The sequence below is a fragment of the Leisingera sp. ANG49 genome, assembly GCF_059694505.1.
In genome coordinates, this window is the sequence record NZ_JCATZN010000001.1 from 1,098,874 (window position 1) to 1,116,323 (window position 17,450).

Annotated in this window: 19 protein-coding genes; 13 read left to right on the forward strand and 6 right to left on the reverse strand. The window is 57.8% G+C overall.

Annotation, left to right across the window (positions count from 1 at the left end; all coding sequences use genetic code 11):
• Positions 1-64: 64 nt before the first annotated feature.
• Entirely contained in the window at positions 65-895 is an 831-nt protein-coding gene (locus AC58NV_RS05470) for a helix-turn-helix domain-containing protein (protein WP_497226205.1), read from the forward strand.
• Positions 896-1,229: 334 nt separating this feature from the next.
• Here AC58NV_RS05470 and AC58NV_RS05475 read toward each other — a convergent pair whose 3' ends face one another.
• Entirely contained in the window at positions 1,230-1,961 is a 732-nt protein-coding gene (locus AC58NV_RS05475; protein ID WP_497226206.1) for a winged helix-turn-helix transcriptional regulator, read from the reverse strand.
• Positions 1,962-2,125: 164 nt separating this feature from the next.
• Here AC58NV_RS05475 and AC58NV_RS05480 point away from each other — a divergent pair, with 164 nt between their 5' ends.
• Positions 2,126-2,389: a DUF1127 domain-containing protein gene (locus tag AC58NV_RS05480; RefSeq protein ID WP_497226207.1), complete on the forward strand. Its 264-nt coding sequence runs from the start codon at positions 2,126-2,128 to the stop codon at positions 2,387-2,389.
• Between the two features lie 25 nt (positions 2,390-2,414).
• Here AC58NV_RS05480 and AC58NV_RS05485 read toward each other — a convergent pair whose 3' ends face one another.
• From AC58NV_RS05485 to AC58NV_RS05495, 3 genes are all read right to left on the reverse strand, one after another.
• Positions 2,415-3,083 (reverse strand): methyltransferase, encoded by a 669-nt coding sequence (locus tag AC58NV_RS05485; RefSeq protein WP_497226208.1) that lies wholly within the window; start codon positions 3,081-3,083, stop codon positions 2,415-2,417.
• A 416-nt stretch (positions 3,084-3,499) separates the two neighbouring features.
• The gene (locus tag AC58NV_RS05490) at positions 3,500-4,327 is read right to left on the reverse strand and encodes an alpha/beta hydrolase (protein ID WP_497226209.1); all 828 of its coding nucleotides are present in this window, start codon (positions 4,325-4,327) and stop codon (positions 3,500-3,502) included.
• 646 nt (positions 4,328-4,973) lie between these two features.
• On the reverse strand, positions 4,974-6,176 hold the full coding sequence (locus tag AC58NV_RS05495) for an MFS transporter (protein WP_497226210.1): 1,203 nt from the start codon (positions 6,174-6,176) through the stop codon (positions 4,974-4,976).
• 106 nt (positions 6,177-6,282) lie between these two features.
• On the opposite strand from AC58NV_RS05495, the gene AC58NV_RS05500 reads away from it, so the two are divergent.
• The gene (locus AC58NV_RS05500; protein ID WP_497226211.1) at positions 6,283-7,215 is read left to right on the forward strand and encodes a LysR family transcriptional regulator; all 933 of its coding nucleotides are present in this window, start codon (positions 6,283-6,285) and stop codon (positions 7,213-7,215) included.
• A gap of 266 nt (positions 7,216-7,481) precedes the next feature.
• Here AC58NV_RS05500 and AC58NV_RS05505 read toward each other — a convergent pair whose 3' ends face one another.
• The gene (locus tag AC58NV_RS05505) at positions 7,482-8,381 is read right to left on the reverse strand and encodes a LysR family transcriptional regulator (RefSeq protein WP_497226212.1); all 900 of its coding nucleotides are present in this window, start codon (positions 8,379-8,381) and stop codon (positions 7,482-7,484) included.
• A gap of 113 nt (positions 8,382-8,494) precedes the next feature.
• On the opposite strand from AC58NV_RS05505, the gene AC58NV_RS05510 reads away from it, so the two are divergent.
• The 10 genes from AC58NV_RS05510 to AC58NV_RS05555 all read left to right on the forward strand — a co-directional run bounded on the left by AC58NV_RS05510 (position 8,495) and on the right by AC58NV_RS05555 (position 14,951).
• Positions 8,495-9,289, forward strand: a complete 795-nt coding sequence (locus AC58NV_RS05510) for an ABC transporter ATP-binding protein (RefSeq protein WP_497226213.1) — start codon at positions 8,495-8,497, stop codon at positions 9,287-9,289.
• A 47-nt stretch (positions 9,290-9,336) separates the two neighbouring features.
• Entirely contained in the window at positions 9,337-10,107 is a 771-nt protein-coding gene (locus AC58NV_RS05515; RefSeq protein WP_497226214.1) for a transporter substrate-binding domain-containing protein, read from the forward strand.
• Positions 10,108-10,192: 85 nt separating this feature from the next.
• Positions 10,193-10,882 carry an ABC transporter permease gene (locus AC58NV_RS05520; RefSeq protein WP_497226215.1) on the forward strand — a complete coding sequence of 230 codons (690 nt, stop codon included), beginning with the start codon at positions 10,193-10,195 and terminating at the stop codon, positions 10,880-10,882.
• A 4-nt stretch (positions 10,883-10,886) separates the two neighbouring features.
• Positions 10,887-11,468, forward strand: coding sequence for an ABC transporter permease (locus AC58NV_RS05525; protein WP_497226216.1), 582 nt, complete (start codon positions 10,887-10,889; stop codon positions 11,466-11,468).
• Positions 11,469-11,488: 20 nt separating this feature from the next.
• On the forward strand, positions 11,489-11,671 hold the full coding sequence (locus AC58NV_RS05530; RefSeq protein WP_497226217.1) for a hypothetical protein: 183 nt from the start codon (positions 11,489-11,491) through the stop codon (positions 11,669-11,671).
• A gap of 67 nt (positions 11,672-11,738) precedes the next feature.
• Positions 11,739-12,368, forward strand: a complete 630-nt coding sequence (locus tag AC58NV_RS05535; RefSeq protein ID WP_497226218.1) for a cysteine hydrolase family protein — start codon at positions 11,739-11,741, stop codon at positions 12,366-12,368.
• Between the two features lie 22 nt (positions 12,369-12,390).
• Complete coding sequence (locus AC58NV_RS05540; RefSeq protein WP_497226219.1) at positions 12,391-12,708, forward strand: hypothetical protein; 318 nt, start codon at positions 12,391-12,393, stop codon at positions 12,706-12,708.
• Positions 12,702-12,923, forward strand: a complete 222-nt coding sequence (locus AC58NV_RS05545) for an EF-hand domain-containing protein (RefSeq protein WP_497226220.1) — start codon at positions 12,702-12,704, stop codon at positions 12,921-12,923. Before AC58NV_RS05540 ends, AC58NV_RS05545 begins: the two co-directional genes overlap by 7 nt.
• 718 nt (positions 12,924-13,641) lie before the next feature.
• Positions 13,642-14,082 (forward strand): transposase, encoded by a 441-nt coding sequence (locus AC58NV_RS05550; RefSeq protein ID WP_497226221.1) that lies wholly within the window; start codon positions 13,642-13,644, stop codon positions 14,080-14,082.
• 239 nt (positions 14,083-14,321) lie between these two features.
• A complete protein-coding gene (locus tag AC58NV_RS05555; RefSeq protein ID WP_497226222.1) occupies positions 14,322-14,951 on the forward strand; it encodes a hypothetical protein in 630 nt (209 codons plus the stop codon).
• 55 nt (positions 14,952-15,006) lie between these two features.
• Here AC58NV_RS05555 and AC58NV_RS05560 read toward each other — a convergent pair whose 3' ends face one another.
• Positions 15,007-17,448, reverse strand: a complete 2,442-nt coding sequence (locus AC58NV_RS05560) for a DUF3131 domain-containing protein (RefSeq protein WP_497226223.1) — start codon at positions 17,446-17,448, stop codon at positions 15,007-15,009.
• Between the last annotated feature and the right edge of the window lie 2 nt (positions 17,449-17,450).

The window sequence follows — 17,450 nt, forward strand, 5'->3', positions numbered from 1 at the left end:
TGCGTTGCTGGAGAGCGCAGATTTGGGTATTATCGGCTGATCTTATGGTTTTCAGGGTTTTCACATGGCGACGGACAATTCCGCTACTGCGCTGCATCCGCCCTGCTTTGTCATCCACGAAACGGGGGTGAAAACATCACCCGGCGCTGTTTGCGTCCATGCTGAACACGGGCTGATCCTGGTTTGCGACGGCTGGTTCACCATGGAGCAGCGCTATGAAGCCCTGTCCCTGCCAGGGACGGTTACGGTTGTTCCTGCTGGCGTTCCGCATGTTCCACTGGCGGGCGAGGATCTGGAATACTGGCTGCTGGGGTTTTCGGCGGGAGGGTTAGGATTTGACGAAGCCCAGGCCGTCATGCGCCCGTTTGCCGAGGTCAGGCTTGGCGCAGCACCCGTGATTGCGCTGGACGATCCGGCTCAACAGCGTTTGCTGACCTGGTTCAAAACCCTTGCGGCGGAGACAAAGGAACAAACCGACGAAAGCGCTGAGGTGCAGCGCAGCCTTATCACGCTGATTTTGGCCGAGATCACACGCGCCATCCCAAAGCCGCAGGAGGGCATGCAGAAATCAGCATTGGTTGCCAAGGCACTGCGTTACATTCAGTTGCATAGCCTGTCGCCAATATCGTTGAGTGACGTTGCCGCAAGCGTGGGCCGAACCGCCCCCCATGTTGCGGCAACCGTTAAATCTGAGACCGGTTTTACCGTTGGGACTTGGATCACGTCCGCCCGGGTCGCAAAAGCAGCTCAGCTCCTGCAGCATACCGATTTGACAGCCGCCCAAATTGCACCGCGCGTCGGTTGGCAGGACACAACGCATTTCATCCGCCAGTTCCGGAAAATCTATGGAACCACCCCTGCCGCCTGGCGCAAGACGATGCGACAGGCAAAATAGCAGCGGAGATCCGTCGCAAATATTTGCGCGAAGGATGATCTTGCTTCGCACCACGTGAATTGGCGCTACTGCAGTAAAAGCGGGCTCAACCTGGACCGGCCGTTCAATCCTAAAGCAGCGAGCTCACCCTTTGAGCCCAAAGCGACTACGGCCAGGGAGAACAACTTCGCGAGTGCAGCAGGACACGCATCATCTCGACCGGCCCTAAGCCGCCGCTCGACTGCACTTTGACGTGCTGCGATGCAGCCCGCCGAACCTGCCATTCGCTGCGGTTGCGAAATCGCTGGTCATGTAAACTCGCACCGCGCGGGACTGAGCTGATGTTGATATGAAGTCAGAATTGGGCTTCAGCCACTTCTGTTTCCAAGGGGAAAGTGAGAACTCCATCGACCCCGGCATACTCGCACCGCTCGAGCCAGCGGTCGATCGTTCGAGCCAGCCGGGCATCACCTGACAGGAATAGTGCCCCGCTTTCGATTTCTCGGGCATAGGTCGTGCGCCCGCTAAAAACGCCGCCCAGAGATCGAACCGACGTCTCGCCAAAAACATCGTTATCGAAGCCTGGGTCGTCGATGCACAATTCAACTTCGGCGCCGGGCTGAACCAGCATCCAGTACTTGTCCATCGGCGGTTTAGCATCTTTCAAATGAAAGCGGATCACAACACGGCGGCGCGGCATTTCATCAGCCATCACTTTACGCCGCAAGCTCCACATAAGCATCGAGGCGTCGCCGTCGCGAAGCATGGCATTGGCCTCGATATGGCGCTGTGCCCAAACGGCAAGTGCATTGAGCGCCGGCTCCAGATCGATCGCCTTTTGAGTCCGGATATGGTCGATATGGCCGGTCGCCCGATCTTCGACACGCTCGACCAGACCGCTAATTTCCATTTCTCTCAAACGCTTGGACAAAAGACCCGGAGAAATATGCCCAACGCAGCGGCGAATTTCGTTTAAGCGTGTCGATCCGTTCCAAAGCTCTGTCAAAATCTGGATGGTCCAGCGTGGCTCCAGTATTTCGCAGGCTTTTGAGATCGGGCAGATCAGTCCGTAGGGTTTTCCTCGCATCAGCTTGGTCTCCTCGCGACCAAGACTACACCGCAATCCGCGGCACGCTCCAGTTCACATTCAGTATCGCCTTTGCTTCACGCCTTGCACTACCTGCTCGCAGCCCAGTCCTGCCAAGCTTGCCGCATCATCTCTGATTAGCAAAACTCACGGGAGAATTGGCAATGGCACTAACGCATATCTATAAGCACGACCGTGCAACATTCAGCCCGATCGTTTCTGGTCTGATAAGTTATATTTGGCGCGTATCGGTCGAGTTCCGTAACCGCTTAAAGATCAGGAAGGAACTGGGCGGCCTGTCGGCGCGCAATTTGCGCGACATAGGGCTGACTGAACAAGACATATTTTCTATCGGGGACTATCCCCTATCGCGCGATTCAGCTGAAAAACTCAAAAAGATTGCCCGGCAGCGTGCATCGAATTGGTGATCGTACAGAAAAGACTGGGGATTGGTCAGAGCTGTTTGGAAGCGTATAGAAACTTCATATCGGGCTTCTCGGTCACATGAAAATGAACCCAGATATAGGCGTGGCTGAAAGCTGCAACAGTAAGTGCGGTCAATGAGTTGAGGCAAATGGCGATGCTCCAGAACAGCAGGAAGGCATAAAGATACATGCCATTTCTGGTGAAGCGGAAGATGCCGTCCTCCACCAGCGGCATGTCACGAAACCGTTGCTCAAAATGGTCGCCGCCTGCGGCTCTCGCCATCCCGAAATACCGCTTTACACTGCAAATGGCGTAAAGCCCGGGAACGAGAAGAATGCTGGAGATCAGCATCCGGGGTTCTGGTGCGAGGCCGAGGCTGCCCCGGTCCAGATAAGCCAGGAATGCCAAGGAGATGAAGCGGCCGCCAAACAGCAGGAAAAACACGATGAGGTAACCTCCGAACCCCATTGTCTTGCTCGTAGCGGAAGATTGCAGCTCAAGCCGCCATGCAACCCAGGTGTAGACTTGGTGAAACACTGGGACTCCGGCGGCGATCCAAAAGGTGGCGGGAAAGGGCCGGCCGATTACAGCCCAGATTGAGAACAGGGCCGCGAGTAGCCCTGCGAGACAGGCAAAATGAAAACCTTGTCCAAACCAGAGACTCGGAGGTTCAGGTTTACTGGTTTCAAAGCTCATATCTTCACCCTGCAGGACTTCCAGTCTCGCAGTTCAAACCTGAGCAGGCAACCGGCCAAGCCGTTGGCTGACAGGTTCAAGCTGGCTCGCAATGCTTATGCCGGCAGGACTGCAAGGCGCAATTTACGCCACCCGATGGCGGATGTTTGTGCCGGAAATTCATTAGTTTGTCTCCCTTCCGGCCGTTCTCTGCGGCGAGCACGGGCGGGCAGTTTGAGCCCTTAGCTGCCTTTCTGCCAGGCTCGGATGCGATAATCGCACGGGGCCGCTCGCCGCCCGTGCCTGATATCTGCGGGTCGTCCAGCGCTCAGCGTGACGGCCCGAAGAACCTGCCGCTAGTGCACTGCGCAGAAATACGGCTCAGCGATTGCAAGCAGACGCAGACCGAGTTGATATTCGCTGTGTTCAATGTGCGTTCAGCGGCCGAGTGAGGCGGCAATGAATGCGTCGATACCCTCAAGATAGTGCCTTTTGCTCACCAGAAAGCCGTCATTGTGCCCACCCCGAATTATGAGAAAATCCTTGGGCTGGCGGGCGGCAGAGTGGAGCTTCACGCCCTGCTCGAAGGGGACTATTTCGTCGTCGCGGCTGTGTATGATCAGGACCGGACAGACCGTAGATTGCAGGAATTTGGTGGCCGGGAAACGGATGCGCGCCAGCCATCGTACCGGAAGCCAAGGATAGATCTTGGCGCCAAGGTCGGCAACGGACACGAAACCGCTTTCCAAGATGAGCGCCCCGGGCTCTTGCCGGCCTGCGACATACGCCGCAACGGCAGCGCCCAACGAACGGCCGAACACCACGATTTGGCCGGGCGGAATTTCCATCTCCTCGGTAAGATGGCGCCAGACCGCGTCGGCATCGCGGTAGAATCCGTTTTCGGAAACCTTACCTTCGCTTTGTCCGTAGCCGCGGTAGTCAAAGATGAAGGTGGCAAGGCCGAGTTCGTTGAAAACGCGCAAGGACTCGAGCCGGTGCGAGATGTTGCCGGCATTGCCATGAAAGAACAGCACAGTGCCGCGTGGTTCGGAAACCGGTACATACCACGCGACGAGCCTGACCCCGTCTTCGGTTGGTATTTCCAGTTGCTGGTAGGCCAGCCCGATACTGTCCGGACCGGGGCCGAGGTCGCGGGACGGCACATTTGGAAAAAAGACAAGCCGCGATTGAAAGGCGAATGCAACGAGAAGCACCGCGCCATAGCACGCACCCAGCAATGCCGCGATCAATACGACCGTGCTCAAGAATTTTCGCCTGTCCAACACAGCTTCATCTCACGCCCCGCGAAATGCCCGGGAAGTCTGCCAGATTCACGCGGACGGCGAAAGCAACGCAAGTGCGTTCAGGCAGCCTGATGCCGAGAGAATGCGCAAAGAAAACAATGATGGACAAACTGGCTGCGTAAGGCCACCAATCCGCACCCAAGGACTCTCCGCGAGGTGGAGGATATTTGAGGCTCAGGTCACCAAGATCCAACTTTCCGAACCGCCGCCGGTTCAAAGTGTTCTTGTCAGGCAGTTGTATTCCTCCCTTACTGATTTCAGCCGAAATCCGTTCATCATTTTGGCTTTCCGGGTTGCGTCATGAAGTAACGGAGCTGCTGTGTCGCTGACGTCGAAGCCGTCGTCCATACAAAACGCAGCATCCAGTACTTTGGGCTCGAACCGCCGGACTCCGCGGTGCAGCTAGCAGTCAAAGCTAATCCGCCCTGGCCGGCACGGGTGGCCGTTAGCTGCCGTTGAACATCGCCTTTCACCGCTGCATTGCGACCCGTCAAAGCGGACAATAGTTGTGACCGCAAAGTCAGATCATGTGTGAACTCACAGTTTGCGGACCAATCGATCCTTGGATGCGGCTGGCCTGCAGGCAAATGAGCACCGCCAATATTCTTTACTCATACTTCGGATAACCGCGTTCTCTTCCAGCAACAAACAGTACTGCAACCATGAATATCAAGGACGGAATGAGCGCAAATTCCAGCCAATCCAGGCGTTTGGCAAGCCAGCCTCCCATCAGCGGCAGTGCAAATGCAATGCCGTAGCCAACCAGGGTCATCCCCGCGCTCAGCCGGGTGACTGCATGCCCTTTGGCGATCACCGCCGGCAGTGAAACCAGCAGGATCAACTCAACCGACGCGGCAAAACCGGTGAGCAGCGCGGCCGCCCAAGACGCCCATTCGGACAGGAAGGCAAACCCTGCGAGCCCCGCAACGGACAGTACGGCTGATGCTGCAATTGGTCCCTGTTTGCCGATCCACCGCGGCACCGCCAGAACGGCAATTGAGGCCAGAAGCGGGGTGGCGTTGTAGGCAAAGAGCAAGCCGGCCAGGGCTTCCATCTCGCCCCGATCCTGCAGGATGGCTCCGACGTAGGAATTGATGACATAGAATGCCACGACCGAACCGGCCAGAAGCGCCCCGTACCGCCAGACATGGCGGTCGTTCCAGCGTGGCAGCGATGCTGCCGGGGGCCTTTGGTCGGCGGCACTCTCGAGCGGATCACTCTCAGTTTCGGGCGTCCGGACAAGTGCCGCCGCCAATGCAATCAGCACAATCGGCACGGACCAGAGCAGCAGCGCCGCGCGCCAATCGTCTGCGGCCAGCGGCAACAGCACAGGCAGCGTCAATCCAGCGCCAGACATCTCGCCGACCATCATCCCATTTAAGTAAATGGCGCTCCCAAGCGCTACGTGGCTTGGCGTCCAGACCCGCGTGGCAGCAGGCAAAGCTGTCTGGAACACGGCAACGCCCAGCCCCATGAGAACGGAAACGGAAAACAGCACCGCGCTGGAGGGCGCATAGCCGCGCGCGCTGGAGGCTGCCGCCATCAGCAGAAGCCCGCCAGTGATGGCGGTTTTAAGCCCGAACCGGGCAATGATCATCGCCGCCGGGAGCGCGCCAAAGGCGATGGCAACCACCGGCAGCATGGTCAGCGCCCCAATGCCCGCCGTGTCCAATCCATAGGCATCGCCGATGCGTGTTGCCAAAGGCGGGGCCGCCAGCACCGGGACACGCAAGGTCCAGCCCACCAGCCACAGAACAGAAAACATGGCGATTGGGTAGGAGTGGGAACGTTGCGCGATGCAGTGGGCCACAGGCGGCTCCTTTGGCTGGCGTGCTGAATTTCACTAACATACCCTTTCTGAAATTTTAGATAAGATGTATAAATTCGGCATACCCTGCCGAAATATTGGAAAACAAATGAACCGTTTCGCAGAGATTGAAGCTTTCGTTGCGGTCATAGAAACCGGCTCGTTTTCCGCTGCTGCAACACGGCAAGGGGTGGCGGTTTCGGCCGTCAGCCGCAGGGTTGATGAGATGGAGGCGCGGCTTGATGTCAAGCTCACGCAGCGCTCGACCCGCGGTGTCAAAGCCACCGAGGAAGGGCGCATGTATTATGACCGCTGCCTCCGCCTCCTGTCGGATTTGACAGAGGCCGACAATGCAGTTGCCTGCCTCGAAGGGTCGGTCTCGGGCCCAATCCGCATCGCCTGCCCGCCCGCATTCGGGCTGCGCCATCTTGCTCCGCTGGCAAACGCCTATGCTGCGGCTCACCCGGGCGTTCAGTTTGATATCGACATGGGGGACCGGGCGGTCAACATCGTCGAGGAAGGCTTTGATTTTGCGATCCGCATCGGGCATGCAGATGACCCTGCCCTTACCTCTGAACCTCTCTTTCCTGTTCAATATGTCATTACCGCAAGCCCCGCTTTTTGGGATGAATACGGGCGGCCCGGCAAACCGGAAGACCTGAGGGGGTTGCCTGCTATCGTCTACAAGACCGGGAGCGATCCAGCGCGTTGGCGCATGACCTGCCCGGACGGCCGGACCGTCGAAGTGCGCTTGTCCCCACACTTTACTGCCAACAACGGAGAGATTTTGATCGAGGCGGCAAAAGCCGGGTTAGGTGTTTGTCTGGAGCCCAAGTACGCCTGCATCGATGCAATCCGTGACGGTTCTCTGGAGGCGGTTCTGAACGGCCATCGCATTGACGCGCGCATGGTTGAACTCGTGAGGCCTAACGTTCGGCCGCTCTCTCGAAGAGCCGGTGATTTTGCTAACATTCTGCGAGAAAAGTTCAGCACAACCACTCCCTGGGAGGACGATCAAAGCACAGGTCTCGATCTGCGATAACAACAAGGATTGAAGGTCCATGGCTGAAGTGGTCGGCCCAAATCAGCCATTGGCGGACATGTTCGAGGTCGTAGCGCAGCGTCCCCAGATCGGACATTTGTGCTCAGTGCAGCATTTTTTGACCTGCCAATGACAGGGCTCGGGACCTTCCATATATTCGCTGCGGGTGCAAGAATTTGGCGCCAAGCGAGCATCTATCGGTCGCGAAGGGTGGACAGCGCGAGTTCGCTGACCTGCCCGCCTATGGCGGCTTTGGGACTAAAAGTTTAGTCTTTCTGTGTCTCGATCACCGGAACACCGCTTCCGAGCCATGACACGAAGCTGTCAGCTGCTGTTCCCTCACGTGTGCTGTTTGGCGAAGCGACCGTATACCAGACGCATTCGATCTGCCGCGGATCGAGCTTTACCAGCGCTCCGGACTGCAAGGCCTTGGCGCATAGAACCTCGTCCGCGAGAACCACTCCCTCACCGTCTACAGCCGCTTCGATAGCGAGTGACAAGTCAGAGTAGACCCGCCCTTCCTGCCAGCACAGGGATGACGGCTCATGCGCGGAAAACCACTTGTGCCAGATCTCCCTGCCATTGTCGTGGACCAGCGGCACGCTGTTCCAGTCACAAGGCCCGTCATCCAGCAGCCGGTTGTGCAGTTCGGGAGTGCAAGCTGGAAAGCCGATGATCGGAAACAACCTTTGCTGTTGCCCCTCGCCAGCCGCTTGCCGCGTCTCGAAATGGATCACAACGTCGGCATGACCTTCACCCAGTTGCGGGGGCTGCCACGCCGGGCGCAGATCAATGTCGATCTTGGGATACTCCTCGCAGAATTCCGTGATCCGCTTGCGCAGCCAGAGTGAGGCCAACGCCGGTTCCGCACTGACCACCAGCGTGCCGCTCCGAGTCATGCGCAGTATCCCGTCGCAGGCGTCGTTCAGCACCTGAAACCCGTTGGAGACCTGCGGCAGCAAGGCGCGACCGTCCTCGCTCAATTCCACCCGGTTGCCGAGGCGGCGGAACAACTCCGTGCCCAGCCACTGCTCCAAGGTCTTGATATGCTGACTGATTACACTGTGGCTCACGTTCAGCTCCGCGGCCGCCCTGGCAAAACTACTTTGGCGGGCGGCGGCCTCAAAGGCACGCAGAGCGTTCAAGTGGCGGAGCGAACCAAGCATGGGTCACCGTAGAAAAAACCGACGCTGAGAGCAAGTTTTACCCGTTTTTCGAATTTGCCGCCCGCCGCTACCGTTTTGGAACGCAAGGCACACAGAGGAAAACGGAGGGCCGCATGGCCGATCAGCAAGCAAAACCGGATACCGGCCTATCGCTTCGGGTGACGGACCTCCACAAGTCCTACGGTGCGCTGGAAGTTCTGAAAGGCGTCTCGCTGGAGGCGCGCGAGGGCGACGTGATTTCCATGCTGGGCTCGTCCGGGTCGGGCAAAAGCACTTTCCTGCGTTGCATCAACCTTTTGGAAACTCCCAATGTCGGCACGATTACCGTGCATGGCGAGGACATCAGGATGGGCACTGACCGGCACGGCGTGTTCAAGCCGACGGACGCCAAGCAGGTAGAGCGCATCCGGTCGCGCCTGGCCATGGTGTTCCAATCCTTCAACCTGTGGTCGCACATGACCATCTTGGAAAATGTCATCGCTGCCCCGATCCACGTCCTGAAACAGCCCCGTGCCGAAGCCATCGAAAAGGCCGAAGCCATGCTGCAGCGCGTCGGCATGTACGAGCGGCGAGACTGCTACCCCTCGCATATTTCCGGTGGCCAGCAGCAGCGCGCGGCAATTGCCCGCGCACTGGCGATGGAGCCCGAGGTGATGCTCTTCGACGAGCCGACCTCGGCCCTTGACCCTGAGCTGGTGGGAGAGGTGCTGAAGGTGATCCGCTCGCTGGCCGAAGAGGGGCGCACCATGGTCGTGGTGACGCATGAGATGGGGTTTGCCCGGGATGTGTCCAACAAGGTGATCTTCCTGCACCAGGGCCTGATCGAGGAGCAGGGCCACCCCTCTCAGATGTTCAGTAACCCGAATTCGGAACGGTTCAGCGACTTCCTCTCCAATACCCGGCAATGACTGCGCCGGACATGCAGTTTCACAACAAGCAACAGGGAACCATCCGCATGACTTTCAAGAAAACTATCCTTGCCGCTACTGCGGCAGCCATGACCCTGATGGGCAGCACTGCCATGGCCGAGGCGCTGCGCGTTGGCGTCGAAGGCGCCTACGCACCGTTCTCCAAGAAAGAGGCCGATGGGACACTCTCCGGCTTCGACATCGACATGGCCTATGCGCTGTGTGAACAGCTGGAGCGCGAATGCGTGCTGGTTGAGCAGGAATGGGACGGCATGATCCCGGCGCTGATCGCCAACAAATACGACGCCATCGTCGCCTCCATGTCGATCACCGAGGACCGCAAGAAGAAGGTCAGCTTCTCGGAGAAGTATTACCACACCCCGTCGCGTTTCATCGCCAAGGACGGTGCGTCCTTCGAGCTCACCGCCGAAGGCACCAAGGGCGTGAAGATCGGTGTGCTGCGCGGCACCACGCTGCAGTGCTATGTCGAGAAGCATTTCCCCGATGCCGATATCAAGCTCTACAACACCCAGGAAGATGTCTTTGCCGACCTTACCGCCGGGCGTCTGGACTTGCAGCTCAACAACACGCTGGGCGCACTGGACGGGTTTTTGAACACACCGCATGGCGAAGGCTTTTCCTTCTACGGTGAGGACCTGGATGATCCGGCCTGCCTCGGCGAGGGTGTGGGCATTGCCGTGCGCAAGGATGATCCGCTGGCGGCAGAGCTGAGCGCGGCAATCAAGGAAATCCGTGCAGACGGCACCTACAAGACCATCAACGACAAGTACTTCCCCGTCGACATCTACGGGAACTGATCCCGCCGGATGCGCCTTGGCGGCGGGGATCCGCGTCCCCGCCGCCCTTTCATTCTCCAACTGACACCGCAAGGGACAGAGGCACATGCAGCTGATTTACGAATACCGGCAGATCCTTCTGGAAGGCGCCGGTGTCACCGTCTCGCTTGCTATTCTGTCGCTGATCCTATCGGTGATCTGCGGGCTGGCAGGCGCCTTTGCCAAGCTGTCCCAGTCCCGCGGCATCCGCCGGGCCGGCAATACCTACACCACCTTCGTGCGCAGCGTGCCGGACCTGGTGCTGATGATGCTGATTTTCTACGGCGGCCAGGTGATGCTGAACGATATCGGACGCATCACCGGCCTCTGGGGCTATGTGGACGTCAACCAGTTCATTGCGGGCGTACTGACACTGGGGTTCATCTTCGGCGCCTATATGGCCGAAACCTTCCGCGGCGCGATCCTTGCTATCCCGCGCGGGCAGATCGAAGCGGCGATGTCGGTGGGCATGAGCCCGCGCCAGATCTTCCGGCTGGTCACCTGGCCGCAGATGGTGCGCTATGCTCTGCCGAGCTTCACCAACAACTGGCTGGTGCTTATCAAATCCACCGCGCTGGTGTCGGTGATCGGGCTGCACGATCTGGTCTGGAACGCTTTTGCTGCGGGCCGTTCCACACACAAGCTGTTCACATTCATGATTGCGGTGCTGGTCATCTACCTGGTGGTCACCGGCATCTCCGATCTGCTGCTGCGCTGGGTCGACCGCCGCTACAGCGCTGGCGTGAAAAGGGCCTGACGATATGGAAACCGAACGCACCTTCCTTGAGTACCTCCGCCACATCAGCGAGAACCTCTCGCCGCTGGATTTCCTGCTGATCTATGACAACCTCGGTAAATTCTTCGAGGGCGCGCTGCTCACCCTGCAACTGACATTCCTGGCGCTGTTCCTGGGCAGCCTCCTGGCAATTCCCATGGCCATTGCTCGCGCCTACCGCAAGCCGGGGTGGAGCCAGGCGATCTGGGGCTATACCTACGCTTTCCGCGGCACGCCGCTGCTGGTACAGGCCTATCTTTTCTACTTCGGCCTTGGCCAGTTTGAAGCAGTGCGCAACTCCTTCCTTTGGGGTCCCGTCCTGAGCGACCCATGGTGGTGCGTGCTGATAGCCTTCACTCTGAACACCGCCGCCTACACGACAGAGTTTCTGAAAGGCGCGATTGAAACCACCCCCGAGGGCGAGATCGAAGCTTCCAAGGCTTGTGGCATGTCCCCCTTTACACGGATGCGGCTGGTGGTGCTGCCGAGCGCCTTCCGCCGAGCGCTGCCGGCCTATTCCAACGAAGTGATCTCACCCTGCATGGATCGGTCATCGCCAGCACCGTGACCCTTCAGGATCTTCTGGGTGTGGGCCGATGGCTGAACGGGCGCTACTATCTGGCTTACGAGGGCTTCATCACCGCGATGGTCTTCTACATGGGCATCGTCTTCCTGATCTCCATTGCCTTCCGCATGGCCGAGAAACGCAACCTGCGCCACTTGCGTCCGCGTGAGACCACCCCCTCAGATCAGGCCAAAGCCACCGCTTGAATTTCCCTTCTCGTGCCGGACCCTCCCGCGCTGGCACATCCCAAAACAAATGTCGAAAGGTACACCGATGACCAATGCATATTCTAAAAAACGCGAGCTAATCGAAGGCCGTGCTGCAGTGATCGTCATTGATATCCAGAAATCAACCTTTGCTCCGATCCCCGACGACGAGCGTTCCATTGCTCATATGCCTGACTATGCGGAACGCATGGCGCGCACCAAAGTGGTGATCGACAAGGCCCGCGAAAAGGACATCCCAGTTGTTTTCATCCAGGAGATCCACCGCGCCAATCTGATCGACTTCGGCCGCGAGCTGGACGGGGACGAGGAGATCCACTGTCTTGACAGCAATCCGCTCACGGATTTTGCCGAAGAGGAACTGGGCATGCGCCCCGACGACTACCGTATCTCCAAGCGGCGTTACTCTGCGTTCTACGGCACCGATCTGGAGATCCTGCTGCGCGGCCTGAAAGCCGAAACCCTGATCCTGACCGGCGGGCTGACCGACGTCTGCGTGCACTACACTTTCGTTGACGGCCACCAGGGCGACTACTTCTGCCGTGTGGTCGAAGACTGCGTTGCCGGGTCCAGCATCGAAGCTCACAATGCTTCTCTGAAAGCGATGGAATACCTCCAGCACGGTGCGATCCGGTCGATTGATGAGGTTCTGGGCGCCATGGATCAAACGGGCGGCTGACCCCCGGCCAAGGACGACGACAATGCAGACCAACAGCAACCTTGCAGCCGCAGGGCTGGCGATGGCGGCCTCCGCTATCCTCAGCTTCATCGACAACTTCGTATTTGCGGTTTCTCAGGAGGCAGGGCTCTGGCAGTTTCAGCTGTTCCGCACGCTCTTTGCGGTGCCCATGCTGCTGCTCGGCGCGCATCTGCTGTGCCAGCCCCTGAGGGCGGTGAACCTGCCGCGGCTGTCCTTGCGCAGCGCGGCAGTATCCATTGGCCTGCTGATCTACTTTGCCGCTCTTGGCACACCGACGGCAACGGCAGCCTGGACAAGGGTGAGCACACAGCGATGCTGAAGGCACTGAAAAGCCAGCGCAAACGCGGCAGCGGCGCCAAGCGCGCTGGCGATGCCGATCCCTTCACCATGACTGACGCCGACGGCAACGGCAGCATCTCCAAGGCGGAATTCCGGTTTGTCGCCGAGCAGTTCTTCACCCGCGTAGACGCGGACGGCAATGGCGAGCTGACCCGCAGCGACTTCCGTGCCCTGCGCAGCCAGAAGAGCGGCTGACCTGCAACACCGGGCGGCGCCCGCGGCTGGGTTTGGAGGAGCCCTTACGCCGCGCGATGCGCGCCTCCGCGGAGGCCAGGCAGGCCGCGCCTGCCTGGCCCAACGGGGCCCTACTGAATTTCGATCAGGAACCTTAACTGTTGATTTCCGCTGAGATCTGACCCGGTACAGGCGAAAGTTCTAATTGAGATTTGACCCATGTGTGACCGTGCCCCTTGCTTTTTTCGGCAGGGGTTATTGGAGTGATCGACATGGCATTTTTGAGTGTGATCCGACGCTGGGCGCTTCGGGATCAGATCTCGTGCCAAGTTGATCTCCATCGCAGATGCCAGCTTGAGACATGCCCGGCACCCGATTAGAAACCCTTTTGCCAATGCGGCTTAGCTTCTAATGTAACCTCCGTTGCCGTAACGAATATCTGCAAAATTTGTTGACTTTATTGGCAATCAGAAGTTTCGTGAGGCCAGTGAGATGTTTACCAGAGTATCTGACTTCAACGACCCCCCCAAGGGTCCGCGGCTCTGTTCGAGTTGCTAGTGTCATAGCTACTTTTCGATCATCCGCACTCCCTTTTCTGCTACATTCGACTAAGGCAACGGGCTGATAGAGTTAGTATTCTGTTGTCACTTGAAACAGATGCCTTTCACGAATTGTTTAAAGACCCTGCAGCGTATCCGTCCGGTTTCCCTGCTCTGACGCGGAACGGAGTGAGCTGACAGTGCCCACCTCGATAGTGGACATCATGGGGCACTCTTTGGCGGGCAAGAAGGGTCAGAAGAAGCGGTTTTGGTCGGATGACGAGAAGCGTTCGATCTGTGTTCAGACGCGGCCCCCCTGTGTTTCGGTTGCGCAGGTTGCACGCCGGTATTCTATGAATGCCAATCCGATCCACAAATGGCTTCGTGATCCTCGGTTTGCGCCTGAAGAAGAGACCGGCGAGGTTCTGGATGCCGCTGAGGTGGGGTTTGTGCCTGTCGAGATTGCGGGCGCTGTGCCGGTACTGTCCCATTCCGATATGCGCGTTTCCGCCCCAACGTTGACTGAGCCAGTCTCGGCGCAACGCGTGGATATAACGCTGTCAGATGAGCGGCAGATATTGGTGGAGGGCAGCACCGCACCGTCGGCTGTCTTGGCCTTGGTAGAGGGGTTGATGCCGTGATCCCAGTGCCATCGAACACACGGGTTTGGCTGGCGTGGCGGATACCCTCCAGCGCCTTCTTCAAGAAATGAAACATGTCTCTCGGCAACTAACCTGACCTTCAAGGCTTGAGAGAGCTAAAATTCTCCCCTTTATTTTAACACGTTATTATCCTCCGTCATGCATATTGCGACTGCTGGCAGCCGCGATATCAAAGTGCTCTGCGGCTTCCTGAGTTCTCAGTTAAACAGGATGGCGGTATGACTTACAAAATTTCCAAATTTGTGTTCTTAACCGGAACGTTGCTTTCAACAGCTGCTTGCAGTGTGAGTGAAAAGGCAAGTGACCGGCTCAAAGGTATGCACAGCACCCGTCTCCTAGTTGACGAAGGTGTGCCTGGGAAGATTGGCGGAAGTTCTGCACCTCACAAAGAACAAATCATGAACATATTCTTAACTGGCTACAGCTACTGGGACAACACTCCCCGCGGCTCGGCACAGATTGCCCGGCCAGTAATCCACCGGCAGGCTGGTGGAACAGGAACCTACGAGGACCCGGTCACTCTTGCAGTCGGGCATGTGAAACGAAACGGCCGCAGCTACATGGACTACCCTGCAGGAACAAAGTTCTACGTCAAAAATCTGCAAAGGTACGCAATAGTCGAGGATCTGTGCGGCGATGGACCGAAACCGCAAGCGGGCCCATGCCACAGCGGCTACCAGGGGCATAACTGGCTGGATATCTACGTTGGCGGCCAAGGGATTGACGAAAGCTGGGTCAACCGCTGTATGAACCGTATCACCGGAATTCAGCCTGTTATTCTGAACCCTGGCCCTGGCTACCCGGTTTCACCAGGGGAAATTGCAGCCAGCGGGTGTGCAACCTTTTAACACGAAGCTGCAGTTAAGTTTTTCTGTAAATCCATGTCTTGCCGACTCTAACCTGTCAGTCTGAGCTGGCAAGACGATGGGCAATAGCCTGAAGAATAACGCCATTGGTATTCAAGTCTGTGTAGGCCTCGGTTGGCCGACCGGTCTTCAGGTAGATGCTCGAAGCAAACCCGTTTCTTGTTTTTGCTACGCTTCTGGTAAACCCAAAAAGTTTCTCAGAGTATTCATGCGGTTGGTAGGCCGACCATAGAAAGGCAGCCTTACTGCTGAGAACCAGGTTTTCCTCGCGAAACTCCGGCGTTCTGTACTCAGGCTCCTGCCCAACCGTATCGAAGGCCCACGTGCGCTCCTGTGCGTCTAGTTGCAGTCCCTGATAGAGGAACCAGGGAGACTTGTCGATTGGCCCTTCCGAGACGCAGATGAGCCGGCCGGTTTCGCGGAAGTCCTCCAGTTGAGCGGCAAAGAGAACATCAGCCAGATAGGCGCTTTCCTTCGACATCCCCATTTCCATAGCCTCAAGCAATAGGGGTTCTGCGCCGAACGGCCCGATTCTCGCCGCAGCTTCGAGCAGTGCCATTTGCCCATCGGCTGCCGACCGGTTTGCAAAGACCTCATATGGGGACTTTGCAGGCACCCCCCACCGTCGGAACGCCAATGCCGAGTAGTGGGCGCTATGTGACACATATGAAGTCTCTAATTCTCCATTCGTGACCGAGTGAATTTCGCCCTCAATGATCACTTTCTCAAGGTCCCAGGAGGAGACAAGCTCAGCCAGTTGTTCACCAAATTTGCTGTATCGGCGCAGGTTGTCCAAGGCAGCAAGTAGTCGGCCTGCGTCGGATCCGTCGAAGTCCCTGTTGCCCCATTTGCGGCGGTCGGTCCGTATCCATCCCTGCGGCAAGTGACGGCCCTTGGACGTCCTGCCCGTGATATTGGGCAGAATCTTTCGGATAGCGGTGTCAAAGTTCGCTTGGCTGATCAAGCCAATCTGCAAAGCGGCCACTAAGCCATTGATGTGGCTCCCTACGTCCCACATAGTGACGGCCTCGTGGTGCCTCCCTCCCGGCGTAAAGTCCACTGTCGCTGGGCACAACCCGGTCCTTGGGTCAGTGAATTTTTCGAAATACTGCCAAGCCACACGGGCATCTTCCAAAAGCTCTTGCCGCCCAGCGTTCGAGAGGTTCTGGCGTGTCTTTATCAACTCCGGCATGGCGGCAGTCGTCTTCCTCAGGCGGGCCGGCAATGGTCCAGCCGGGGCAACGGCTCGGACGAACTCCTCAAGAAGGAGAAACTTCGTCCCCTGGTCCCTGAGCATGTCCTTCAAAAGGCTTTCCAATGCCTTGCGTTCCGGCGGAAATGCAATCGCCTCTGGCTGTATTAAGACCACTACATCCGCGGTTCCCGCCGTTGCAGACCGAAATGCTTCCGCTGCGCCGCTGTTGCTGACGACCCGTAGCGGGAACTGCAGGAAACCCGCGCCCTCTAACCCTTGGGTTCCGCCCGTTTCTGTTAAAAAGGTAACTCCGATACCAGGCCCCAACGGCCTGACCGTGCGGACTTTGGCCTCACTCAGGTTTTCAATTTCTACAGGGTACATGCTGGATGGTCCGGAACTGGCACCAGCGTTCCCTCGCGGAATTTCGGTTGGAACCCAAAAGCCGCTGCCGACCTTACTTGAAAACTGGCCTCCGCTAGAATGGGGGATTCCGGCTGTCTGGAGAAACTTTGTAAATGCTGAATACCCGGATAATTGATTTCGATCATACTCCTGCGGGTGCAGTATATGCAGGCACGCCATCCGCTTGAACCCGTAGGTGTCGCGCAGTTGAATGTCCGTTACCGGCAACAGGGACAAATCTCCATCCAGCTCCTGTTGCGACAGCCCGCTGGCAAACCGAACCGCGGCTGCCTTCAGCTGTTTCAAGCCTATTGCAGAGAAATCTTTGGCCGAGAAGTAGACAATGTTCTGGCTGGCAGAAGGTCCGGCGGCTTGCACTTTCCCTTCAAGGTCATTCAAGGATAGCAGGGTGCCGCCATACAGCCTCACCACACCATTGTCCCAGGTTTCGGACCGGACCGGTGCTGACTGTGCTGGAACCGACAGGAGATTGAGAATGCCTGCGGAACGCACCCCGCGCGGAGCAGCCGGTTTTTCCAGATCCGCACACGCGATTGCCTGCAAAACACTGGTAGATTTTCGAGCGGCCTTACCCGAGCGCAGCATTCCTTGCATGGCAGAGACTGCATCATGAGCGGCCCGGGCTTGAAAATACTCGGACAGCGACTGCAAATCCGGAACGTAAGGCACAACATCCAAACCGCTGTTGCCAATCAGATATCCGTTCAGAACCTGCGCCAGCTTGCTTTTTGCAGTATGCGCGCGGCCGTGTTTATCAAAGGGGTTCACAACGCAGGACAGCGGAATATTCCGGTCAACAAAGGCATCAATCACCGCGATGAGATGCGGGATTGAAACGTCTTCATTGATATCTGTCACTA